Below are 23,971 nucleotides of genomic sequence, written 5' to 3'. Positions count from 1 at the left end.
TGTTTATTTCTGATAACCGGGGTTCTGATCACCGATAGCCGGATTACTTACAAACTCAACATGAGGTATTGGTAAAATATACCTGATCTTATCTGTAATGGTAGGGCGTAATTGCTGTACGATCGCTAAAGGGAGACGAAGTAATGCCATCCATTCCTGCCCGTCTTCACCAACGAGGTTTCTTGTTATTTCGAGATAGACCTGCATCAGCATTTCGTCTTGTGTGGTTGCATTATCTATGCTGCTGAAATCAGTTACACCGGCATGTCCCATGATGGTTTTAAGAATGGCACGGGCATCTGCCAGACTACCGCCAGAGCGTACAATTGCTTCTGCTTTCAGCAGGTAAACTTCAGACAAACGGAATGCATAGGCTGTTTCAGATACAATAGAAGGATTGTTGCCAACTGCAATATATTTGAGGAAATAATAACCACCGTAAGCATTAACAGGGCCTATCATCCAGCTGCTACGCGGATCATCCTGTAACAGGGTTTTGAGTTCATCTTTGGCCACATACAAACCGGAAGCACCAGGATAATACTGATGACTGAGATTATAATAGTACGTTTCCTGGTTCTGTTCCGGTTGTATTCCCAGTATTACTTCTTCACTGGTTAAGGCTTTGGTGTAGAAAATATCTTTTGTATTATTTTCCAGTGTATAACCACTGTTTAATATAATACTGTCTGCAAGACTGATAACGGTTGTATAATCTGCTGTTTCCGCATGACTCATTAATACCCGCATCTTCAATGCCATGGCAGCCCAGCGCGTTACATAAATATTTTTATTTACAGCAGGTGCATTTGCAATGGCATCATCCAGGTCTGTTAAAACAGAGGCATAACTTTCAGCAACAGTACTACGTTTTTTAGCAATATTGGTGAGTGTTATAAAATTTTCACGCAACAATACACCGTAAGCACTGCTCAGATCAAACCACTGCGCGTAGAAACTCAACAGTTTAAAATGTCCGTAGGCACGCATGAACCGGGCTTCTGCAAGGATCTCATTTTTACGGTTGTTAGTGAACATTTTATCAGATAATGCAGTCACTCCTTCAATTACACCATTGGCAGCATTGATCAGTGAATAGGAAGTTGCCCAATGAACATCTGCATAACCGGAATTACTGTAATCATTTTCTTCACCCGGATCTGCACCAAATCCGTACCCAAGATACCCGGCAAACATGCCGGGTGGCACTTCATGTTCGAACCATCCTGTTGTGTTCGTACTGGCATCTACGTTCGCAAAACGATAGTAAACACCATTTAATGCAATCTCTGAAGTAGACTGGCTAATGATGGTATTCCCATCCACTTTTGCATTCTCCGGCAGTTTACCCAGGTCTTTGTTGCAGGAAATTGCCAATACGCAGATAAATAAATATATGATCCTTTTCATGATAATTTCTTTGAGTGATTAAAATCCAAAACGAAGCCCTACATTATACTGCTTTACTGTTGGGAATGTGCTTACATCATTACTACCATTAATAAGGCTGTAAGGATTGTTACTTACTTCCGGATCAGGCCCCGGATACTTGCTGATCGTAAACAGGTTTGTTGCAGACGCATACATGGAGGCATCCTTTATATGCATGCGGGCAGTAATTCTTACAGGTAACTGATAAGTGAGTGTAATGGATTTTAATTTGATATAGGATGCATCATACACCTCATTACTGGCAGTATAATAGCTACCATTCTGTCCCAGCATCAGTCTGGGTCTGTCTGCATTAGGATTCTCCGGCGTCCATCTGCCCAGGATACGTACTCCTTTGTTGGTGTATGAAGAAAAATACTGGTTCTGGATATCAGCGAGGTAAAGGAGTTGCCCTCCATAAGAGAAGGTGAGCAAAGTAATCAGGCTGAAATTCTTATAAGTGAATGTATTGGTAAAGCCACCATAAAATTTGGGTTCAGCATGCCCTATTACATCACTTGCATAATAACCGGTGCTGTCCAGTTTATACATAGGATCACCTATTCCCAGGTAAGGTGCGAAATATTGCGCGTAGGTAAACCTGCTTTTATAATCGTCCAGTTGTTTCTGGTTGTGAATAATGCCTTCAAACACATGTCCATAAAATAATCCCAGTGGTTGCCCTGTTTGAACGATACTGTTACCCAGGTAATAATGGGCCAGTGAAGGATCATCAGTAGGATTGGTAAATTCATAGTCTACATGTTTTACCAATGACCTGTTACCTGAAATATTGATGGCGCTGGTCCACTGGAAATTTTTATGATTGATCACTTCCATTCTCAGGTCCAGTTCCAGTCCTTTGTTATTTATATTGGCAATATTAGCAATCACGCTGCCATAAGAAGAACTGGGTGCCAGGGTTGAATTCAGCAGCAGGCCGGTGGTATTCTTTTCGTAATACCCAAGCATACCATGCAGGCGGGAATTAAAGAGCGTAAAATCCAGTCCCAGGTCTTTCTGCAAAGTAGATTCCCATTTGATCTTATTATTTCCCAGCTGACTGGGAACGAGTGCATTGGTACCTCCATAGGAACCCGGAGTATACAATGTATAGAACATATTATCCCCTATATTCTGTGTACCCGTATAACCTCCGCTGGCTCTCAGTTTCAGTTCATTCACCCATTTTATCTTTTTCATGAAAGACTCTTCAGAAATGCGCCATGCAAGCCCCGCAGAAGGGAAGTAACCAACACGGTTATTAGCAGGGAATTTCGAAGAGGCATCCGAACGGCCGGTAAAGGTGAACAGGTATCTTTCTTTCAGTGCATAATTTGCACGCATGTAAAAACTCAGCAAAGAATTCTGACCGGAAGTACCTGTTGCCGGTAAGGTAACGGCAGCAGAGGAAAGATTATTCAGATATACATCGTCCGGAAATCCCTGTCCGCTGGCAGAGAAAGTATTGTAACGGTATTTCTGCCAGGAAGTACCTCCTAACAGATTCAAACGGTTGTTATCATTAAGCTGTTTATCCCAGGTAAGGGTATTCTCATAAAAGACATTTACGTCTTCTGTCTGTGCCTGACTGGCAGTACCTCCGTTAGAAGTACCTACACCATTGGGAGATGCGATAACGGCTGTACTGGGTACATAATTCAGCTGGTGGTAGTTGTTATAATTAACGGAAGCCGTAGTTCTGAATTTCAATGTTTTCAGGATATCATATTCACCTGACAGAGATCCGATCAGGGAGGCTGTTTTACCCTGGTTGATACCGGATAACAGTGCCATTGGGTTCTGGTATCCCTGGTAGTTATATCCTCCTATCTGAGAACCCAGGAACTGGTACACACTGCCATCAGTATTATAAGCAGGCAATGTAGGTGGTGCAAACAATGCCTGTGCATAGATACCATTCGTGATATTGTTTTTTGTGAATCCGTAATCAAGATTTGTTATAACCCTTAGTCTTTTTGTAATCTCATTATCAAGACTGATTTTCCCCGCTACACGGGAGAAATCGGTCCCTTTCAATACACCATCCTGTTTGTTATAAGCAAGTGAAGTGTAATAACGGGAACCACTACCACCACCGCGTACAGAAATATCCGCGTTGTGTGAGATCCCGTTACGGAGTACCAGTCCCAGCCAGTCGGTATTCGCAGTACCTAAGAAACCGGGATCAGTGAGGATACTTGTAGCCTGGGCGTTGGGGGCTTGTCCTGCTGCCGCCCTGGCATCATTCAGATTCTTTGCCGCTTCTTTCAGCAGTGTCACATACTGGTCTGCATTCAATAGTTTTTCTTTTATCGCGCTGCTTACACCGGCATAGTAATTACCTTCCAGTACGGGCTTTTGATTCAGCTTTCCTTTTTTGGTGGTGATGATAATCACACCATTGGCTGCTTTGGAACCATAGATAGCAGTGGCAGAAGCATCCTTCAGGATATCAATGGATTCAATGTCACTGATATTTAATCCTGCCAGGCTGTTCAATCCACGGGCAAAAGAATTGGATACGGAGGAGTTAGCGTCATCGCTACCAAAACGTTCTACCGGGTTTACGGCTTCTGCCTGGTTCTGGATATACCTGTTCTGGATGGTTACCTGTACACCGTCTATCACGTACAGCGGATCATTCCCACCCATGAGGGAAGTACCACCACGGATACGGATCTTAGCCACACCACCCGGAGAACCGTCTGCCTGCACTACCTGTACACCGGCCGCCTTTCCTGCCAGAGCCTGATCAATAGACGTAAAAGGGACATTTTTAATTTCTTCTACATTTACGGAGGCAACAGACCCCGTCAGGTCTTTTCTTTTGGTGCTGCCATATCCTACTACTACATATTGATTGAGTTCATCTACTTTTCCTCTTAAGGCTATTTCAATTTTTGTATTCCCTTTCAGGTTGAGTACCTGTGGTTCGAATCCTACACAGGAGAAAAACAATACTGCATTGTTATCGACTTCTCTCAGGGTAAACCGGCCATCTTTATCAGTGATAGCGGACGCTGTGCTACCTTTTACGCGAACAGATACGCCCGGCACCGGCATCCCTTTCAGATCCACGACCATACCTGTAATATCAGCGGGAGGCAGCGCTATAGCAGGCTCGGTTGCTTTGCGGGAAATGACAATTGTATTACCCTGGATATCGAATGTTAAAGGTTTATCTTTTAACACTTTTTCCAGCGCGTCTTTTACAGGCATGTCTTTAATCTCCGCAGAAATATTTTTTACATCTGCAAGATCTTTGCTCTTGTAAAAAAACACATATCCCGTTTGCTGTTTGATAACACCTAACACCAGTTGAAGTGGCATGTTTTTGCAGGACAGGTTCACTGTTTGTGAGAGTCCTTTGGCACAAACATGTAAAGCCATCACTGTTAATAAAACTGCGGTCAATCTCATTACTCGCCAGATTTTGGTTGCGTGAGCGGCGCTCAATGGCATGGCAATCCCATGCCTGTTGCGCACAACATTAATTTTCATACCTTTGATTGATTTTTGGTTGACTACTTCTTTCCCTGTAACTTTTGGAACAGGGAATTACCTGAATGGGTTAACCATTTATTAAAACCTGGTGCGGACGCCAATCTTGACACCAGGTTTTTTCATGGATGAACATAAGATCTCCGCGTCCGGTGGACCTCATTAATTTTAATGATAATGATACTGGCAGGCGTTGGTTAGGCCTGACGTTGGTGGTGATGGTTGGTTTTTGTTTACGGTAAAATGTTCACTCTGTTCTCTCCTTCAATTTTAAAATGAATGCCTGCTCTCGATAATATTTTAAACAATTGATCCTGTGTTAAAGTTCTGCCGATTTCCCCTGTAAATGTACCCTCAGGAGATTTATCCGTATAAGTTACTTCTATATTATACCATCTTGCCAGTTGCCTCATGACGCTAGGAATATCTTCATCATTAAAAGAAAAATATCCATTCTTCCAGGCAATAGCGCTGTTTACATCTGTTTGCTTCAGATATTCAATTTCATTACTTCCGGGTTTCACCCTTGTTTGTTGTCCGGGTGCCAGACGCCGCGACTCACTACCGGTTTGTACCAATACCGCACCTTCCAGTAAAGTGGTATTAATGGTATGCTCATCGGCATAAGCATTGATATTAAAATGTGTTCCCAGTACTATTACTTTCATGTTGTTTACCGATACGTTGAAAGGCTTAGCGGCATCAGGAGCGATTTCAAAATATGCTTCTCCTGTGATGGAGACAGTCCTTTCCTTACCAGTAAACGCAGTAGGATACCGGATGGAAGAAGCGGCGTTAAGCCAAACAGCTGTACCGTCCGGTAATATCACTTTAAACTGCCCGCCACGCGGTGTACGCAATACGTTATAACTGACGGTGGTTTCGGTGGTTTTATCGCTTTTATATACGACTTCCCCACTGGCTGTTTTTTCTACCTTGGTATTCCCCTGTTTGAGCAACATACCTGTACCCGTACTGTCCAGGTTGACTACACTCCCGTCTGCCAGTGTGAGTGTGGCTTTATTGCTGCCTGGCATAATACCGGCGGCGATGCTACTGTTTTGGGGCCTTTCACTTTCATGCAGATAATACATACCGCCTGCAGCTAATAATATCAGCACGGCTGCTGCCGCTGCCCACCACCTGGTATGATATACTTTCGGCTTAGCAGTAGCAACCATTAACCGCCGGTGCATGCGTTGTTCCAGCAATGCCTCTGTTTCGCCTTCAGAGGCCTCTATTAAGGCGGTTAGCTCCTGTTCATTATAATTATTATACCAGTTAAGCAAACGGGCAGTTTCTTCCTCGCTGGCTTCTCCGGCAAGATATTTTTTTGACAGTATGGACAGTTCTTCTCTTTCCATTAATAATGTGCTATATAAGTAAAGTCGGAAAATAAGGGGGTTACCCTACCTCTAAAGAAAAAAAAGATGAAAATAATTGCGGAATTGTATACGCAGGTGGTGCAAAGCCTTCGTAATGTGCTTTTCTACTGCTTTTTCGGAGATATTGAGCGCTGAGGCAATTTCTTTATTGGACATGCCCTGGTTACGGCTATAATTAAAGACGATCCTGCATTTTTCGGGTAACTGTTTCAATTGTTCCTGCATAGACTTTTGCAGGAAATGTAACTGTGCCGTATCGTCTGTTACCGCCTGTATCGTTTCGGGAAGGGCTTCTACGGTAGTAACAGGGGTTGCTTTTGCTAACTGGGTCAATACCGCATAACGGCAGGCTGTTGCCAGATAGGATGGCAAAGACCGGATAATAGTATGCCCTCTGCGCTGCCATAGGCCTGTTAGCACATCCTGCACCACATCTTCGGCCAGTTGTCTGGAACGTAAACGATCATAAGCCAGTACATACAACCGTTTCCAATACCTGTTGTAAATAGCTGTAAAGGCATTCTGATCATCCCCGCCCATCATCTGAACCAACTCTTCGTCAGCATAATGAGAATAATCTGTCATTCCTTATTAAAGATAATATGCAGGATCTTCATTTCAAAGTCCTGTTATGCAAAAAAGTATAATAGCCAAACAGTAAAAGCGGCTACAATACCAGCAAATCCATTTTCTACATTTACTAAACTGATACCGTTTTTATATTTTATAAAACAACCAAAAGTGATGATGGCTGCGATAACAGCGATGATGTTTAACGGGGCTATATGTGCAATGGCTAAAAATAATAATGGCAGTTGTAAGAGGGTAAAAATACCTATCCTTTGCAATAAAGGGCGGTAATCATTATCTACATCAACTACATTGAACACCTGTTGTTTCTTTCCGAAGTATTTGCTTAATAACGTCATTAGTATTACACAAAGAATGGTGGAGATAAATACACGGTGGAAGAAATTCATCTTCATACCGAAGATCTCATTACCTAAATAACGGTTGTAGATCCATTCTGTACCTATGCTCAGGAATGGTGATACCAGTAAGGTAATGATCGCTGCTTTGGGATGTGCCTTTCTCCAGAATACGCCCAGGAAAAAGATGGTTACTATACCTGGTTTGAGATAGGAAGTGTTTTCAGAGAGCGCCAGGAAAGAGTTTCCTGCGTACCTGGGAGTGTAAGTACAATAAGCCAGTAAAGCTGCTGTAACACATACTGCTATTACCACTAATTTACCAAAACGTACCACCTGTTTATCATTGGCCGTTTTATGCAGATACCGTTTGTATAAATCCATGCTTAACATCGTTGATGCAGAGTTTAACATGGAATATATAGAAGAGAAGATAGCAGCAGTGAAACCCGCTAGTATCAATCCTTTCAGGCCCCAGCCATCAGGGACGACTTCTGTCATGAGTTTAAGGAAGGCGTCATCAGGTTGGATATCTACCCATCCGTAACGGTGTTTGAATATATAGGCGGCAGCTACGCCGGCTGCTATAGTGGTGAAGGGGATGGAGATCTTTAATACACCTGCAGCGAGAGCTCCCAGTTTAGCGTCTCTGTTGGTAGCAGCAGCCATGATACGCTGTACTTCAAACTGGTTGGTAGTCCAGAAGAAACATTGCAGCACCATGAGGCCAGAGAATACGCCTGTCCAGGGAAGTTTCGGATGGTTTGGGGGCAGGTAGAGATGCATTTTTTGCAGGGCTGCCGGTTGTGCATGGTCCAGCTTTAGTAAGCCTGTGAAACCGTTTATTTCCGGTTGAGCAAATGCAGCTAATGAGACAGTGACGACTGCCAGCACCATTAAGATAGTCTGGATATTTTCAGCGATCACCACGCTTTCCATACCTCCAAAGAACAGGAAGATGCAGGTGATACTGGCCAGTATGATGATGCCGTTTAAATAAGAGATACCGCTGAAGATAAGTCCCAACTGGCGGCTGCCGATGTAGAACCCTCCAACTAATAACACAATGATGATGCCCACGATGAGCAGCATGTATATCAGTCGGGCGTATTCATTATAACGATATTCCAGGAACTGGGATAAGGTGTAGATGTTTCTTTTCCGGTAGATGGGTTCGAATACATATACGAGTAATAATATGGCAGGGATGGCCAGGACTTCAAAATGACTTTGGGCGAAGCCTATACTGTAACCAATACCGAGTGTGCCTATTATTTGGTTTAGATTGATGTTCGTGCCGTAAATGCTGCCGGCAACACTCCACCATCTGAGGTTGCGGCCAGCCATGAAGAACTGCTCCGCACTTTTCTTTTTGTGCAAACCAGGTAAGAAACTGCCACCGAACATGATCAGTAACAGTATTATCATCACCACATAATCAAGCGTACCCAGTTGTGAAAGCATTAGCGTAAAGGTTGAGTAGTAAGTGGTGTGACTGGTTCTGATGCAGGTGTTCTTCCTTGTAGCCGGGAAAGTGTTGTTAAAGGCAGATGCGGTAGTACATGTTTTCCAAACAGGATAGACTCTTCTTTTAAGGGATATCCGCTTAATATGAATGCCCTTATGCCCATATCCATATATCTGTTGAGCTTTTCTATTACCTGCTCAGGAGTGCCAACAATAGCTGCGCCGCAACCGCTCCTGGCACGGCCAATACCACCCCATAACAATGGCTCCAGGTAATCATCATTTTCAGCAGCCTGTTCCCGGAAAGCATCCTGGCGTAATACACCTGCCGACTGGCTATCCTGTGCACGATTCTTTAAGTTGAACTTTTCCGGTTCAAATTTACTCATGATGTATTTTGCGTAGTCTCTGGCTTCCGCTTCAGTTTCTCTTACAATAACATGCACACGCAGTCCAAAGTCTATTTCCCTGCCTTCAGTGGCTGCACGGGCGCTGAGGTCCTGCATGCTGGCATAGATACTTTCCTCAGGTTCCGGCCACATCAGGAATACATCGCAGTATTTAGCGCAGATTTCACGACTGCCATCACTGATCCCACCAAAGTATAAAAGAGGCCCGCCATTCTGCTGATAAGGCTTTACAGGGTCTGTTGTTTTCAGGTGGATATTATAATATTCCCCTTCGAAATGGATCTCTTCCTGTGTCCATGCCTGTTTAAGTATTTCGATGGTTTCTGCACAGCGTTTATAGCGTACAGCAGCATCTTCTTTTAAACCGGGCAGGTCGCTGTTGATGATGTTGATAGTTAGCCGTCCCTTAAGGATGTGATCTAAAGTAGCGATATGTCTTGCCAGCATGGGAGGATGTATTTCTCCTGTGCGGATGGCAGTCAGTAAGTTGATAGTTTCCGTTTCTACACCAGCCGCAGCAGCGAAGGGCAGCACTTCCTGTCCTACCAGGTAAGAGGTAGGTAACAGGATGTTCCGGTAACCCTGTTGCTCTGCCGTTTGGATGATATCCAGACAATGGGCATAGTTACTACGTCTTGTACCGTCCTGTACGCCTAAGAATTGTGTATCTCCCCCACAGAGATCATCAAACCAGGATACTTCCGCCAAACGTTGTTTAGTCCTTACTTTTACAGGTTCAAATTTCATTATTTCCAGTGTAACAGGTTCTCAAAAGAGAAAGTCAGGTAATATAATCCACCTACCGAAGGCAATGCATATCCCTGTGTGTAACGTTTATTCAGGACGTTACTGCCGCCCGCTTTAATACTGAAATGATCCGGTTTTACGGTGTAAGTCAGCTGTGCATCTACGGTACCGAAAGAAGGAATCCAGGCATCACCGAAGCCCTGCTCCCACCAGGTTTTATCCTGCCAGCGCCAGGTAGCCGCAAAGCCCAGACGGGAGGTAAGATGGGTATTACTGAGTGTAATGTTATAACGGTATTCAGGTGTGTTAAAGAAATTACGTGCGGTAGCGGCAATTGCAGGATCACTCATCTTCTTTTTCTTGTTGCCATCGTTGGGATCAGCTTTCAGTCCTTCGTTATTAGCAACATTCGCACTGATCTTAAATCCTTTGTAGAAACTATATTCGGCTCCTAATCCCCAGCCACGAACATATACTTTATCAGCACTGTTCATATCCACCTGGTAAATGATACTGGTAGCATCATTTTTCAGGTTATCCGTATTAGGGCCGCCTACGCTCTGGTAGCCTTGCTGCGCCGCGATGAAATCAGTGTATACACTGCTGAAATAATAAGCGTCAATATAAATTTTTCCGGCAATCACTGTTTTATATCCCACTTCCCAGTTCTTTATTTTTTCCGTGGTGAAAGAAGAAGGATTGTATGCCTTCAGATCAGCCACGTTGCCTGTCTGACGGAAAGTAGTGACGGAATTACCGAAGTAAATAGGATTATTGATAGCATTCGCAGCATTGATAGCGGCACTACCACCACCCAGTTCCCCACCGGTTGATGTATAAGCAAACAACTGTGTAGGAGTAGGATTACGAAATGCCTGTTGGTAGCTGAAACGGAAGTGATGTTCTTTTATACCTACAGCCACTGAACCACGGGGAGTGAATCCACCTTTAAAGTATTCGTTCTTATCGTAACGGCCACCAAAAGTGGGTTTAATCACTACCTCACCCACATTAAATTCTCTTGCCAGCTGAAAATAACCACCATATTCTTTTACAGTGTATTCCTCACCGCTGCTGGTCTTTAAAGGAAAGAGCGTACCTGAGCTTTTCAGTAAATAATTGCGGAAGCTACCACCGACCAGTAATTCGATGTTAGCGTTATCAGTAATACTGTTCAGTAATCTTTTGAAATCATAATTGCCTTCGTATTGTACCAGGCTACTATTATCCATTAACCCCACACCGCCCTGCGTAAACAGCTTTGCAGTTAAGGAATCTTTGGCGCGGTTAAAAGCAGCAGAACCGGGTAATAAACGAGTCCTGTCTGCATAAGTTCTTGCAGCAGCCGTACTACCGGCAGTTACACCTGTTACAGTGCCATCATAGGCAGCAGCAAAGTCTGAAGCCCATTGTGTGTTAGTACTGGATAATGTGTTTAATGCATTCGCAAGGCGGATAGTACCATAACCACCATCTGTGGTCTGCCATGTTTTCCATGCTCTTACAAAGAAGTCACTGCCTTTTAATTCCAGTTTACCCTGGAAGCGTTTGATATCGGGAAAGTAGTTTCTATCTGCCGGAGTCTGTACCGCATTCCCATTGCCCCAGTAACCGGTAGCGATGGCCTGTATATCATCTGTGATCTTATATCTTAATTCTCCGCTTACTTTATAACTGTAAGCTGTGTTATCGCGCAGGTCCTGTTCACGGTAACCGGTACGTGTAACTTTTTGTCCGGCTAAAGCTCCTGAACTTATAGCAATAGCGCCGGTGTATTCATCACCGTATAAGTTTACACCATCATATAAAAGATTTGTGTTACGGTTGTTATTAGGAACATAATTTAATCCGTTCGGACGGCCACGGTTCAGACGATCACTATAGTCATCCGCTACCCAGTCTGTTCCACGGAAATAACTACCATTGATTTTAAATGCAAAACGTTTATTTGCCCAGGCATAACGAAGGGCATAGTCTGCGAGATATTTTGGGTTGCTGAAATCTTTGCTGTCTACATGGTTTAAGCTGTTACGTATCTGTGCGCTTAATCCCTGGTATTTGAAAGGATCTTTGGAAGTGGTTACCACTACCCCATTTAATGCATCCGGGCCATAGAGTGCAGAAGCAGCACCGGGAATGATCTCCACGTTATCTACATCCAGTTCTGAGATACCTACCACATTACCTAAAGGGAAACCCAGACCGGGAGCACGGGTATCCATTCCATCTATTAATTGTACTACACGGGTATTATTATTAGCCCCGTATCCGCGTATATTCACACTTTTAAAGCCAATGCTTTGTGTACCGAGGTCTACTCCTTTTACATTATTTAAAGCATCCCAGAAACCGGCAGCCGCAGATTCTTTAAAACTCTTTGCACTGATCTTTTCAACGGAAACGGGCGCACGTAATATACTTTCTGAAACACGACTGGCAGCAACCACTACCTCAGTACCAGTCACACCTGTTTCTTCTAATATAATAGTATCGGGTATTGCAGCCGTAAATGTTCTTGTAACTGACTTATATCCTATATGAGAGAATTCCAGTTTTGCGGGTAAGCTGTTAACAGTAATCTTAAACTGACCGTTTTCATCGGCCCCAGTCCCTGCTCCTGTTTTATTCTTAATTACTGTTCCGGCCAGTGGGTGTTTTTGTGCATCTGTTACTACTCCGGATATCTGTTGCGAAAATACGGACGCACTAAAGAGTGACGCGCCTGTAATCAGGAAGGCGCGAAGAACATTTCTCATCATAAATTAATTGCGAGTTGGCATTCCCTATGGGAACATTCTATTAGTCTACTAAATATGTAGACAAATGTATTACATAAATTGAAATTGACAAACAATGTTTCAACAAATTCTACTATTTCCCTGTTTGAGACGATAAAACCTTAATTTTGGTGATAAATTATTTTATGCCTGGAAGTGTTCTGATAATAGATGATGAGGAGAAGCTGCGCAGCCTGATGAAACGGATTATTACGTTAGAAGGATACCATGTACTGGAAGTAGGAACGATCAAGGCAGCACAAAAGCTATTGGAAAAAGAAGAGGTAGATGTTATTATATGTGATGTGAAACTGCCTGATGGCAGTGGAGTAGACTTTTCCAGAACGCTGAAAGAGAAACATCCTTCTCTGGAAGTAATCCTGCTCACAGCGTACGGAAATATCCCCGATGGCGTACAGGCTATTAAGAATGGCGCATTCGACTATCTCACCAAAGGAGACGATAACAACCGTATTATCCCCCTGCTGAACCGTGCCTTTGAAAAGGTACAGCTACAGAAAAGGATTGAGAAGCTGGAGCAGCAGGTAGGTAAAAAATATAGCTTCGACAGTATACTGGGTAGCTCCCGTGTCATTAAAGAAGCTATAGAGCAGGCTAAAAAGGTAGCTCCTGCTGATACTACTGTATTACTACTGGGAGAAACAGGCACGGGGAAAGAGGTCTTCGCACAGGCGATCCACAATAACAGCAAAAGAGCAGGCAAACCCTTTGTTGCCCTCAACTGCAGCGCCTTTAGCCGGGAACTGCTGGAAAGTGAGCTCTTTGGTTATAAAGCAGGCGCCTTTACCAATGCGATACGGGATAAGAAAGGATTGATAGAAGAAGCCAATAACGGGACTATCTTTTTAGATGAAATAGGCGAATTGCCATTAGACCTGCAAAGCAAACTATTGCGGGTACTGGAAACCAGCGAATTCATTAAAGTAGGTGATACCAAACCCACTAAAGTGAATGTGCGTATCATTACAGCTACTAACCGCGATCTCAAAGAAGAAGCCGGTAAAGGACAGTTCCGGGAAGATCTTTATTACAGACTAAATGTATTTGCCATCACTCTTCCCCCCTTACGGGAACGGAAAAAGGATATCCCGGTACTGACAGATTATTTTGTAGGGTTCTTCTCCGCCAAAACCAATCAGAAGAAACTGGCTATCAGCGATGCTTTTATTGAAAAACTGCAACTGCATGAATGGAAAGGGAATATCCGTGAGCTGAAGAACGTACTGGAAAGGGCCGTGATCATGGCCGGTGGTGAAGAGTTGGCCGTCGCACATCTTCCTTTTGAAATACAGACAAACGAGAAGCCTGTACATACTTTATCAGCCTTTGACCTGGCCAGTGTAGAGAAACTCCATATTATAAGAGTATTACATCATACCAGGAATAATAAAACAGAAGCAGCTAAACTGTTGAATATCGGTTTAGCTACCTTATATAGAAAGATAGAAGAGTATCAGATATCATAATGATAAAACCCTCTCAAAATGAGAGGGTTTTTTATTTCCTTTAACATCTACCCCACCCCTGTGCCAAGTACTCCCCCCTTACTGGCATTACATTACAGCTGAACATACTGGTTTATACAAAGAATGGGCATGCCGTTGGCCTATATGTACTCAAATGATTTTACCATGAACCAATATGAAGTATCTGCAGAAATAGCCGACGAAATCCCGGAAATACAAAAAGAGATTGTACGCGAACCCGTATTCGGCAGCATATATATGTCGATCAAAGTATTGACGACATACACCGGAAAGATGCTGCAGGATCATCAGTTACGACAGGTTGAACGTTGCATGAAATTAGCCGACAAAATATATAATAAAGGCAACAAGCTGGTAAAGACGGCTGTAGAGAATGTATTCATCTTTTCATTCTCTAATCTGCAGGGAGCCTGTACCAGAAGAGAATGGCAGGAAGTACAAACAAAAATGCCTGTAACACTGTTCTCTCTGTACATACAGCAAATCATGAAACCCGGAATCTGATAAACTTCAATATTATGATCATTCTACTCTATCTGGCAATAATGCTGGGCTGCTTTTACATCTTCTTTAAATCTATTGACTTCTTTGAAAACATTTAAATCATGATGACATTCTTGCTCATAATATCCATCCTGGCATTTATCTACCTGGTGTATGTTTTACTGAAACCTGAAAAATTCTAAATCTATACTAATGAATAGCGAAATGACAGGCGTCATCGTCACATTTATTATCACCCTACTGATAGCCTTCCCACTTGGCAAATACATTGCTAAAGTGTTTAAAGGGGAAAAAACAATTACTGATTTCATGTCTCCGCTGGAGCGGTTCATTTTCCGTGTATCCGGTATAGATACTACAAAGGAGATGAACTGGAAACAGCATATGGCGGCCTTACTTTGTATCAATGGCGTATGGCTGATCTATGCATTTGTGATGTTGCTGGTACAAGGCAGTCTGCCATTGAATCCGGATGCAAATCCCAGTATGACACCAGACCTGGCATTTAATACCAGTATCAGTTTCCTCGTGAATTGTAACCTGCAACATTATTCCGGAGAATCAGGACTTACTTACCTCACACAATTATATGTGATCACCTTCTTACAGTTTGTATCTGCTGCTACAGGTGTAGCCGCCGTTGCTGTACTATTCAGGGCATTTGCAGAAAAGACCACTGAAAAGCTGGGCAATTTCTTTGTATTCTTCACCAAAACAATTACCCGTATCCTGTTGCCGCTGTGTATCATTGTCGCCGCTTTACTGGCGTTCAATGGTACCCCGGCCAGCTTCGACGGAAAGGATACTATCGTTACCCTGCAGGGTGATTCCGTACAGGTATCACGTGGACCTGCCGCCGGTATGATCGCAATCAAACACCTGGGTACCAATGGTGGCGGATGGTTCGGGGCCAACTCCGCTCATCCCCTGGAAAACCCCAGCTACTTTACGAATATGGTAGAAGTGATCGCACAGGTGATACTGCCAATGGCGCTCATCTTTGCCTTCGGATTCTTTATCCGTAAGAAGAAATTAGGGTACGCCATATTCGGCGTGATGACACTTGGAATGCTAACATTTATGATACCCACCTTCTTTTCTGAAATGGGTGGTAACCATTCTTTTGCTACACTGGGGCTGCATGATGTAAGCGCCATGGAAGGTAAAGAAGTACGGTTTGGGGTACCGGCATCTGCTTACTGGCAGGTAATGACTACCATCATCTCTACAGGTTCTGTGAACTCTATGCATGATAGTTCCATGCCTTTGTCCGGCGCTATGCAGATGCTGGGCATGATGACCAACTGTTTTTACGGCGGTAAAGGGGTAGGATTACTGAACTACTTCATCTTCCTCATCATTGCTGTGTTTATTTCAGGCTTAATGGTGGGTAGAACGCCTGAATTCATGGGTCGTAAGGTAGAAGCCCGCGAAATGAAAATAGCGGCTATGATCGCCTTATTTCACCCTTTCCTTGTGTTGGTGGGTACCGCTATCGCAGCTTATTATCCACAGGCTGCCTGGGGATTGCAACCAGGTAATCACGGATTCTCTGAGATGCTGTACGAATACACTTCCTCTTCCGCTAATAACGGGTCCGGATTTGAAGGGTTGGGGGACAATAATATTTTCTGGAATCTCACAACAGGTATTGTGATGCTGTTAGGAAGGTTTATTCCTATCATCGGACCGGTAGCTATTGCTGGTATACTGGCTAAGAAGAAATACATCCCTGAATCTGCGGGTACTTTACAAACAGATACCGCCACTTTCGGGATTATGACTTATGCTGTGATTATGATACTTGCAGCACTCGCTTTCTTTCCTGCACTTACATTAGGTCCGATCGCTGAATTCTTCCAATTGTAATAAATAATTAATCATCATGTCTAATAAATTATTCGAACCGGCATTGGTTAGTGAGGCATTGAAACAGGCAGTTGTGAAGCTGTCGCCCAGAAGTATGTTCCGCAACCCGGTGATGTTCACTGTGGAAATAGGAACTGCCATCATGCTGGCTGTAACTATATATACCGGTTATTCCAACGATAAAGCACAAGGTTCTTTTGCTTATAACCTCGCAGTTTTTATCGTACTGTTGCTGACACTGTTGTTTGCCAACTTCGCTGAAGCCATTGCAGAAGCAAGAGGTAAAGCACAGGCTGAAAGCTTACGTAAAACAAGGGAAGAAACACCAGCAAAGAAGATATTTCCGGTAGGTGAGATCTTCACTGATGAAGTAAAGATCGTCCCCTCTTCACAATTACGTAAAGGCGACCTGTTCATCTGCGAAGCAGGAGATATGATCCCTATGGATGGAGAGATCATTAAAGGATTAGCTACCATTGATGAATCAGCTATTACCGGTGAATCTGCTCCTGTAATCAGGGAATCAGGCGGGGATAAATCATCTGTAACAGGTGGTACAAAAGTACTGAGTGATAAAATCATCGTACGTGTCACTACCGATCCCGGTGAGAGCTTCCTGGATAAAATGATTGCTCTGGTAGAAGGTGCCAGTCGCCAGAAAACACCGAACGAAATCGCATTAACGATCCTGCTGGCCAGCTTTACGCTTGTATTCATCATCGTTTGCGTAACATTAAAACCTTTCGGAGACTATGCAAAAACGCCTATTACAATAGCGGCCTTTGTGTCTTTGTTTGTATGCCTGATCCCTACTACTATCGGTGGCCTGTTAAGTGCCATTGGTATTGCAGGTATGGATCGTGCTTTACGGGCCAATGTAATTACCAAAAGTGGTAAAGCAGTGGAAACAGCGGGTGACCTTGATACCTTACTGCTTGACAAAACAGGTACTATTACTATTGGCAACCGTAAAGCCACACACTTCTGGCCAGCCTTTGGTATTGGCAAAAAAGAATTCATTGAAACCTGCGCCATGGCTTCCCTGGCAGATGAAACACCGGAAGGAAAGTCTATCGTGGAACTGGCAGCAGAAAAAGGAGTGAAAGTAAATTTACCGGATAAGAACAAAGTGACTTTTATACAGTTCACTGCTGAAACAAGAAGCAGTGGCCTGGATATGGAAGGTGTAAAGATCCGTAAAGGTGCGATGGACTCCATCAGGAATATCGTATTAAAAGCGAATAATCCTTTCACAGAGGAAACAGAACAAAAGGTAAAAGAGATCGCTTCTAATGGTGGTACACCGCTGGTAGTAAGTCTCAACGCTAAAGTAGCGGGTGTAATAGAATTACAGGATATCATCAAACCAGGTATCAGAGAACGTTTTGAACGTTTACGCCGCATGGGTGTAAAAACAGTGATGGTAACAGGTGATAATCCGCTCACCGCTAAATTCATTGCAGAGAAAGCCGGTGTAGATGACTTCATTGCAGAAGCGAAACCGGAAGATAAAATGAACTATATCCGTAAAGAACAGGAAGGCGGTAAACTGGTTGCCATGATGGGCGACGGTACCAACGATGCACCTGCACTGGCACAAGCGGATGTGGGAGTAGCGATGAACAGTGGTACACAGGCGGCTAAAGAAGCTGGTAACATGGTGGACCTGGATAATGATCCTACCAAACTGATTGAGATCGTTGAAATAGGTAAACAGCTGCTGATGACAAGGGGTACATTAACTACCTTCTCTATTGCGAATGATGTGGCCAAATATTTCGCTATCGTTCCTGCTCTTTTTATTACTTCTATTCCGGCTTTACAGGGATTGAATGTAATGAGGCTGGCCAGTCCGGAAAGCGCTATACTCTCTGCTGTTATATTCAACGCACTGATTATCCCTGCACTGATACCACTGGCACTGAAAGGTGTGTCTTACAAACCAATCGGAGCAAGTGCCCTGTTACGCAGGAACCTGATGATATACGGTTTTGGTGGCGTGATCATCCCTTTTATCGGTATCAAGCTGATTGATCTGTTACTCTCTCTTTTTATGTTTAAATAAGATCTGAAATGAAAAAGTATTTGCTTCCTTCTATAAAACTAACAGCCTTACTGATCCTGCTTTGTGCTGTATTATATCCTTTGTTGATTGCAGGTATTGCCAGACTGGCTCCCGGACAGGGAAAAGGTGAAACATTGACCGTGAATGGCAAAGTAGTAGGCTATGAAAATATTGGTCAGAAATTCACTGAAGATAAATACTTCTGGGGACGGCCATCCGCTGTGGATTATAATGCAGCCGGATCTGCCGGTTCCAATAAAGGCCCTTCCAATCCTGAATACCTGAAAACTGTACAGGAACGTATTGATACGTTCCTGGTACATAACCCTGGCGTGCATAAAGAAGATATTCCTTCAGAAATGGTCACCGCTTCCGGTAGTGGTCTGGACCCGGACATCTCTCCTGCTGCTGCGGTTATACAAGTGAAAAGAATTGCGAACGTAAGAGGTTTAAACGAAAAAACCCTATTGGACTTAGTAGCAAAACATACAGAAGGCCCACTCGCGGGCATACTCGGCCCCTCAAAGATTAATGTACTGAAGCTCAATATCGACCTGGATAAATTAAACAAATAGAAATGAAACGAGTTTTATTAAGTGCCATTATCGCACTGAATGTTATTAACGTGAATGCTCAGGATAGCACCAAAACAAAAAAAGTTCCTTTTGATGGAATGGACCTTACGTGGATCAACGGACAAAACAGACAGAAAGATTTTCCTTTAGTGATGAATGACCCCAAAGGGGAAACGATCTTAACCGGTACTGTACTGGTGGATGGTTATTTCAACTACAACTTTGCACGTCCAAAAGACAACACACAAACTATCTCTGCCTCTACTGCCCGCAGTAATGAGTTCTCTCTGAATCAGGCGAGTATTGGTGTTGAAAGTAATTATAAAAACATTATAGCCCGCTTATGGCTTCAAACTGGTGGTCAGACCAACGTTGTACAGGAAACTGATGGTTCCGTGGCAAGAGGTCGTAACACCAGCACCGGTAACCTGAAATTTGTTCGAGAAGCGGCTGCCGGTTATCACTTCAATGTAGCCTATGGACTGAATATTGAAATGGGGATCTTTATGAGTTATATTGGTCTGGAAAGTTATGTTCTGCAGGAGAACTGGAGCTACCAGCGTAGTATGGTCTGCGACTTCACCCCCTTTTATTTCCAGGGAGCAAGGATACAGTTCTATCCTTCTAAAAAATTCAAGACAGAGTTATGGTTATTGAATGGATGGCAGAGTTATAACAGCTGGAGTAAAAATCCCGGCATTGGTAACTCCAACTACTATCGTCCTAATGAAAACCTGCAACTGGTAGCTAATTTCTACTATGGTAATGATAGTAAAAGTGGTACAGATAAATTATCATCCATACATCGTTTCCATCATGATAACAGTATAGTATACCGTTATTTCAAAAGCAAGAATGGTGGTAATGGGATTTCACAGGCAGCTTTCAGTCTGAATAACCACTATGGTTTTCAATCAGGCGATGGCGTTAAGGCAAAAGATAATTATATGACCGGTTCATCACTGGCCAACAGAATATGGTTTAAACAGAATAAACTGGCGTTAACATTGCGCGGTGATTATGTGACTAACCCTGGTGGATATTTATCTTTCAGTCCTGCTGCGCCAGGCCAGATACCTAATGATTATGACATTGCTATTGCCAGTGGTAAAGTGTTAAAGATGACACAGGAAGCGGCTACATTCGATATCATGCCTAACGATCATATTACATTCAGATTTGAATTTGACCATCGCAATACAAACATCCCATATTTAGCTGGCCCCGGCGGAACTACCTCCCAAACCGGCTTTAGTACAGATGCCCCCGATCCTACATGGAAACCCGATCTGAGAAAGTCAGAAAACCGATTAATTGTTGCTGTAAATGTCAGGTTATAGAGGTGTAACCAATGGCGGCTTAATTTATTAAGTCGCCATTACCTTAAATATTAAATAAAATGGAAGATATAATAGTCAGAGTGGCTACAGAAGAGGACGAACAATTTGCAAAGGTCATCACTGATGAAATGGAAGCGTCTGCTAAAGTACGTGGCACCGGTATAGCCAAACGTTCTCCTGCGGCCATCATAGAGAAGATAAGAGAAGGGAAAGCAGTGATTGCAGTAACAACAGCCAATACATGGGTTGGATTTTCTTATATAGAGATCTGGGCAAACGGGGAGTTTGTATCCAATTCAGGACTGATTGTGAACCCTGCATTCAGGGAACGTGGTGTCGCATCTGCTATCAAACAACGTATTTTTAAGTTATCCAGGAAGAAATATCCTGCAGCTAAGATCTTCAGTATTACCACGGGACTGGCGATCATGAAGATGAATTCCCGCTTAGGTTTTGACCCCGTTACCTATGATGAGATTACGCATGAAGAGCGCTTCTGGAGCGCCTGCAAAAGCTGTCCCAACTATCATATCCTGGAAAGCAAATCCTTTAAAAACTGTATGTGTACAGCTATGTTGTATACGCCTAAGGAATCAACTGCTAAATATAATATCTTTGAAAAGCATGATACCACTGTTGTATGACTGAAAAAGAAAACAATGTGCAACACTTCCTCGACCTTATCCGGCAATCCAGGCGGGGGAAATTTAAAGTGTACATAGGGATGAGCGCCGGGGTTGGCAAGACCTACAGAATGTTGCAGGAAGCCAATACACTGTTGCGTAATGGGGTGGATGTAAAGATCGCCTACATAGAAACGCATAACAGGGCCGAAACGCATGCGTTACTGGAGGGCCTGCCGGTAATTCCCAGAAGGCAGTTGTTTTACAAAGGGAAAGCGCTGGAAGAGCTGGACGTGCAGGCAGTACTGAACCTGCATCCGGAGATTGTTGTGATAGATGAACTGGCGCATACCAATATAGAAGGCAGCAAGAATGAAAAACGCTGGCAGGATGTGATAGAGATCCTGGATGCGGGGATCAATGTGATCAGTGCGGTCAACATACAACATATAGAAAGTTTACAGGAAGAGATCAGGAATATCACAGGAATAGATGTGGCAGAGAGAATCCCCGACAGTGTATTACAACAGGCAGATGAAGTGGTGAACATAGACCTTACCGCAGATGAACTGGTGATACGTTTAAAGGAAGGAAAGATATATACACCGGATAAAATAGCGGTGGCAATGAAGAATTTCTTTCAGGCGGAAAAGATCCTGCAACTGCGGGAACTGGCCTTGAAAGAAGTAGCATCGCAGGTAGAAAGGAAGATTGAATCTGCTATGCCGGGGACAGCCCATCTGAGGAACGAACGTTTTATGGCCTGCATCAGTACCAATCATACTACGGCCAAAAAAGTGATCCGTAAAACGTCCCGGCTCGCTGCATATTATCATTCCAAATGGTACCTGTTGTACGTACAAACGCCCAAAGAAGATGCGGATAAAATAGGCTTGGCAGCCCAGCGTCAACTGATCAATAATTTTAAACTGGCCATTGAACTTGGTGCTGAAGTGATCAAAGTGAAAAGCACAAATATTGCTAAAAGTATTATACATTCGGCGGAAGAAAAAAACATTACGACGATATGTATTGGTAAACCTCATCTCAATCTGACGGGGATTATTTTGCATACGGCCGTCTTTTCACAATTACTGGGTAAGTTGTCTGAATCAGATATCGATATTGTAATATTATCATAACATGCGCCTCAAAACGAAGTTAAGTATAGGCATTGGGTTTTTATTTATTGCGATCCTGATCTCCGGGGTCCTTGGCATTTTGTCTATTCACGTAATGAAGAATGATGCCCGCCTGATACTGGAAGATAACTACGAAACACTTGTTTACAGCAATAATATGCTGAAACTGCTGGATAAATTCCTGGAAGATTCTACCGGAGTACAATTGTTTGAAAAGAACCTGAAACAGCAGGAAGCCAATATCACCGAACCGGGAGAAGCTGCGGCAACAGCAGCCGTTCGTGAGATGTTTGAACAGCTGAAACGTTCTCCGGGGAATGACTCTATACGTTCCCTTATACGGCAGAAAATATACCTGATCAATACAGCGAATCAACAGGCCATACTCCGTAAGAATAATATAGCGGAGATGAATGCAAAGACTTTCAGCAACTGGCTGATGATGATATTTGGATTACTGACACTGGTAGCGTTTACACTGGCCGTTAATTTCCCGGGTATTATCAGTGGGCCTGTGAAAGCGTTGTCTGATGGGATCAAAGCTATTGTCAATAAAGATTATTCCAAAAGGATCCATCTTTCTCAGCATGATGAATTCGGAGACCTAGCACAGGCATTTAATATTATGGCCCAGAAACTGGATGAATATGAACATAGTAATCTTGCTAAAATTAAATTTGAAAAGAGCAGGATAGATACTATTATTAACCAGATGAATGACGGGATTATTGGCCTGGATGAAAACAGGAAATTGTTGTTCATGAATAAAGTGGCTGAGAAGTTACTGGGATTAAAGGAAACGGAGATCATGGGACACTATGCGCCTGATGTGGCTTTGCATAATGATCTCATGCGCAACTTGCTGCAGGACCATGGTAAAGAGAAAGAACTGAAGATTTATGCTGATCAGAAAGAAAGTTATTTCCATCTTGATATCTTTAATGTAAATAATAACGAGAAGGTAATCGGGCAGGTAATTGTACTGCGTAACATCACTCCTTTCCATGAGCTGAATGAAGCGAAAACAAACTTCATTGCTACTATTTCCCATGAACTAAAAACACCTATTGCATCTATTAAGATGAGTGCACAACTGTTGTCTGACACTCGTGTTGGCGGCGTGAATAAAGAGCAGGAAGAATTAATAAAAAGTATTAATGATGATTCCGACAGGCTGCTAAAGATCACCAGTGAACTGCTGAATATGAGTCAGGTAGAAACTGGGCATATACAATTGAAGATACAGCCTGTTCCACCCGGGATTATTATCACTAATGCTATCGATACCGTAAGTGTACCAGCGCAGCAAAAGAATATTTCCCTGCTGGTGAAAGACAATTCTTCTCATGAGAAAATATTAACCGACCCGGAGAAAACAGCCTGGGTGTTAACGAATTTCTTAACCAATGCGATTAAATATTCTCCTGAAGACGGGGAGATTTTATTAAGTACTTCCATTTTTGAAAATACGATCAGGTTTACTGTACAGGATCATGGCAGAGGGATAGATGAAAAATATCTTCCCAGGATATTTGACCGGTATTTTAAAGTGCCGGGATCTACGGATAAACCGGGGACCGGATTAGGACTTTCTATTTCAAGAGAATTTATTGAGGCTCAGGGCGGACAGATCTGGGTGGATAGTAAACTGGGAGAAGGCAGTACTTTTGGGTTCAGTTTACCGAAACAATAAGT

17 protein-coding genes are annotated in these 23,971 nt (G+C 43.2%); 10 read left to right on the top strand and 7 right to left on the bottom strand.

The window, feature by feature from the left end; all coding sequences use genetic code 11:
- Window positions 1–3: 3 nt before the first annotated feature.
- The 7 genes from BMW86_RS25500 to BMW86_RS25470 all read right to left on the bottom strand — a co-directional run bounded on the left by BMW86_RS25500 (window position 4) and on the right by BMW86_RS25470 (window position 12,632).
- The gene (locus tag BMW86_RS25500) at window positions 4–1,410 is read right to left on the bottom strand and encodes a RagB/SusD family nutrient uptake outer membrane protein (RefSeq protein WP_089785335.1); all 1,407 of its coding nucleotides are present in this window, start codon (window positions 1,408–1,410) and stop codon (window positions 4–6) included.
- A gap of 18 nt (window positions 1,411–1,428) precedes the next feature.
- Window positions 1,429–4,935, bottom strand: coding sequence for a TonB-dependent receptor (locus BMW86_RS25495; protein WP_255373005.1), 3,507 nt, complete (start codon window positions 4,933–4,935; stop codon window positions 1,429–1,431).
- 233 nt (window positions 4,936–5,168) lie between these two features.
- Window positions 5,169–6,299, bottom strand: coding sequence for a FecR family protein (locus BMW86_RS25490; RefSeq protein WP_089785333.1), 1,131 nt, complete (start codon window positions 6,297–6,299; stop codon window positions 5,169–5,171).
- Window positions 6,300–6,350: 51 nt separating this feature from the next.
- Complete coding sequence (locus BMW86_RS25485) at window positions 6,351–6,905, bottom strand: RNA polymerase sigma-70 factor (RefSeq protein ID WP_089785331.1); 555 nt, start codon at window positions 6,903–6,905, stop codon at window positions 6,351–6,353.
- 44 nt (window positions 6,906–6,949) lie between these two features.
- The gene (locus BMW86_RS25480; protein WP_089785329.1) at window positions 6,950–8,713 is read right to left on the bottom strand and encodes an SLC5 family protein; all 1,764 of its coding nucleotides are present in this window, start codon (window positions 8,711–8,713) and stop codon (window positions 6,950–6,952) included.
- Window positions 8,713–9,873 carry an LLM class flavin-dependent oxidoreductase gene (locus tag BMW86_RS25475; protein ID WP_089785327.1) on the bottom strand — a complete coding sequence of 387 codons (1,161 nt, stop codon included), beginning with the start codon at window positions 9,871–9,873 and terminating at the stop codon, window positions 8,713–8,715. Before BMW86_RS25475 ends, BMW86_RS25480 begins: the two co-directional genes overlap by 1 nt.
- Complete coding sequence (locus tag BMW86_RS25470) at window positions 9,873–12,632, bottom strand: TonB-dependent receptor (RefSeq protein WP_089785325.1); 2,760 nt, start codon at window positions 12,630–12,632, stop codon at window positions 9,873–9,875. Before BMW86_RS25470 ends, BMW86_RS25475 begins: the two co-directional genes overlap by 1 nt.
- Window positions 12,633–12,796: 164 nt before the next feature.
- On the opposite strand from BMW86_RS25470, the gene BMW86_RS25465 reads away from it, so the two are divergent.
- The 10 genes from BMW86_RS25465 to BMW86_RS25420 all read left to right on the top strand — a co-directional run bounded on the left by BMW86_RS25465 (window position 12,797) and on the right by BMW86_RS25420 (window position 23,969).
- The gene (locus BMW86_RS25465) at window positions 12,797–14,137 is read left to right on the top strand and encodes a sigma-54-dependent transcriptional regulator (RefSeq protein WP_089785322.1); all 1,341 of its coding nucleotides are present in this window, start codon (window positions 12,797–12,799) and stop codon (window positions 14,135–14,137) included.
- Window positions 14,138–14,302: 165 nt separating this feature from the next.
- Entirely contained in the window at window positions 14,303–14,662 is a 360-nt protein-coding gene (locus tag BMW86_RS25460; RefSeq protein ID WP_143056691.1) for a DUF7674 family protein, read from the top strand.
- A 101-nt stretch (window positions 14,663–14,763) separates the two neighbouring features.
- Window positions 14,764–14,844 (top strand): K(+)-transporting ATPase subunit F, encoded by an 81-nt coding sequence (gene kdpF, locus BMW86_RS33400; RefSeq protein WP_089785317.1) that lies wholly within the window; start codon window positions 14,764–14,766, stop codon window positions 14,842–14,844.
- A 10-nt stretch (window positions 14,845–14,854) separates the two neighbouring features.
- A complete protein-coding gene (kdpA, locus tag BMW86_RS25450) occupies window positions 14,855–16,531 on the top strand; it encodes a potassium-transporting ATPase subunit KdpA (RefSeq protein ID WP_089785315.1) in 1,677 nt (558 codons plus the stop codon).
- Between the two features lie 16 nt (window positions 16,532–16,547).
- Entirely contained in the window at window positions 16,548–18,596 is a 2,049-nt protein-coding gene (kdpB, locus tag BMW86_RS25445; RefSeq protein ID WP_089785312.1) for a potassium-transporting ATPase subunit KdpB, read from the top strand.
- 8 nt (window positions 18,597–18,604) lie between these two features.
- Window positions 18,605–19,171: a K(+)-transporting ATPase subunit C gene (locus BMW86_RS25440; RefSeq protein ID WP_089785310.1), complete on the top strand. Its 567-nt coding sequence runs from the start codon at window positions 18,605–18,607 to the stop codon at window positions 19,169–19,171.
- A 2-nt stretch (window positions 19,172–19,173) separates the two neighbouring features.
- Complete coding sequence (locus BMW86_RS25435) at window positions 19,174–20,511, top strand: outer membrane beta-barrel protein (RefSeq protein ID WP_089785308.1); 1,338 nt, start codon at window positions 19,174–19,176, stop codon at window positions 20,509–20,511.
- 59 nt (window positions 20,512–20,570) lie between these two features.
- Window positions 20,571–21,155: an N-acetyltransferase gene (locus BMW86_RS25430; RefSeq protein WP_089785306.1), complete on the top strand. Its 585-nt coding sequence runs from the start codon at window positions 20,571–20,573 to the stop codon at window positions 21,153–21,155.
- On the top strand, window positions 21,152–22,276 hold the full coding sequence (locus BMW86_RS25425; RefSeq protein WP_089785304.1) for a histidine kinase: 1,125 nt from the start codon (window positions 21,152–21,154) through the stop codon (window positions 22,274–22,276). The genes BMW86_RS25430 and BMW86_RS25425 overlap by 4 nt, the downstream gene beginning before the upstream one ends.
- 1 nt (window position 22,277) lies before the next feature.
- Window positions 22,278–23,969: a HAMP domain-containing sensor histidine kinase gene (locus tag BMW86_RS25420; RefSeq protein WP_089785302.1), complete on the top strand. Its 1,692-nt coding sequence runs from the start codon at window positions 22,278–22,280 to the stop codon at window positions 23,967–23,969.
- Window positions 23,970–23,971 lie beyond the last annotated feature (2 nt).

The sequence above is a fragment of the Chitinophaga sp. YR573 genome, from assembly GCF_900110995.1.
GTDB lineage: Bacteria > Bacteroidota > Bacteroidia > Chitinophagales > Chitinophagaceae > Chitinophaga.
Note: the sequence above shows the minus strand (reverse complement) of the source record. Positions and strands in the feature narration are given on the sequence as shown.

Bases quoted from the DNA above. Each gene is read 5' to 3' on its own strand.
- kdpB (WP_089785312.1), top strand. From the start codon at position 16,548: ATGTCTAATAAATTATTCGAACCGGCATTGGTTAGTGAGGCATTGAAA.
- BMW86_RS25440 (WP_089785310.1), top strand. From the start codon at position 18,605: ATGAAAAAGTATTTGCTTCCTTCTATAAAACTAACAGCCTTACTGATC.
- BMW86_RS25475 (WP_089785327.1), bottom strand. From the start codon at position 9,873: ATGAAATTTGAACCTGTAAAAGTAAGGACTAAACAACGTTTGGCGGAA.
- BMW86_RS25490 (WP_089785333.1), bottom strand. From the start codon at position 6,299: ATGGAAAGAGAAGAACTGTCCATACTGTCAAAAAAATATCTTGCCGGA.
- BMW86_RS25430 (WP_089785306.1), top strand. From the start codon at position 20,571: ATGGAAGATATAATAGTCAGAGTGGCTACAGAAGAGGACGAACAATTT.
- kdpF (WP_089785317.1), top strand. From the start codon at position 14,764: ATGATGACATTCTTGCTCATAATATCCATCCTGGCATTTATCTACCTG.
- BMW86_RS25480 (WP_089785329.1), bottom strand. From the start codon at position 8,713: ATGCTTTCACAACTGGGTACGCTTGATTATGTGGTGATGATAATACTG.
- BMW86_RS25465 (WP_089785322.1), top strand. From the start codon at position 12,797: ATGCCTGGAAGTGTTCTGATAATAGATGATGAGGAGAAGCTGCGCAGC.
- BMW86_RS25485 (WP_089785331.1), bottom strand. From the start codon at position 6,905: ATGACAGATTATTCTCATTATGCTGACGAAGAGTTGGTTCAGATGATG.
- BMW86_RS25435 (WP_089785308.1), top strand. From the start codon at position 19,174: ATGAAACGAGTTTTATTAAGTGCCATTATCGCACTGAATGTTATTAAC.
- BMW86_RS25500 (WP_089785335.1), bottom strand. From the start codon at position 1,410: ATGAAAAGGATCATATATTTATTTATCTGCGTATTGGCAATTTCCTGC.
- BMW86_RS25470 (WP_089785325.1), bottom strand. From the start codon at position 12,632: ATGATGAGAAATGTTCTTCGCGCCTTCCTGATTACAGGCGCGTCACTC.
- BMW86_RS25495 (WP_255373005.1), bottom strand. From the start codon at position 4,935: ATGAAAATTAATGTTGTGCGCAACAGGCATGGGATTGCCATGCCATTG.
- BMW86_RS25425 (WP_089785304.1), top strand. From the start codon at position 21,152: ATGACTGAAAAAGAAAACAATGTGCAACACTTCCTCGACCTTATCCGG.
- BMW86_RS25420 (WP_089785302.1), top strand. From the start codon at position 22,278: ATGCGCCTCAAAACGAAGTTAAGTATAGGCATTGGGTTTTTATTTATT.
- BMW86_RS25460 (WP_143056691.1), top strand. From the start codon at position 14,303: ATGAACCAATATGAAGTATCTGCAGAAATAGCCGACGAAATCCCGGAA.
- kdpA (WP_089785315.1), top strand. From the start codon at position 14,855: ATGAATAGCGAAATGACAGGCGTCATCGTCACATTTATTATCACCCTA.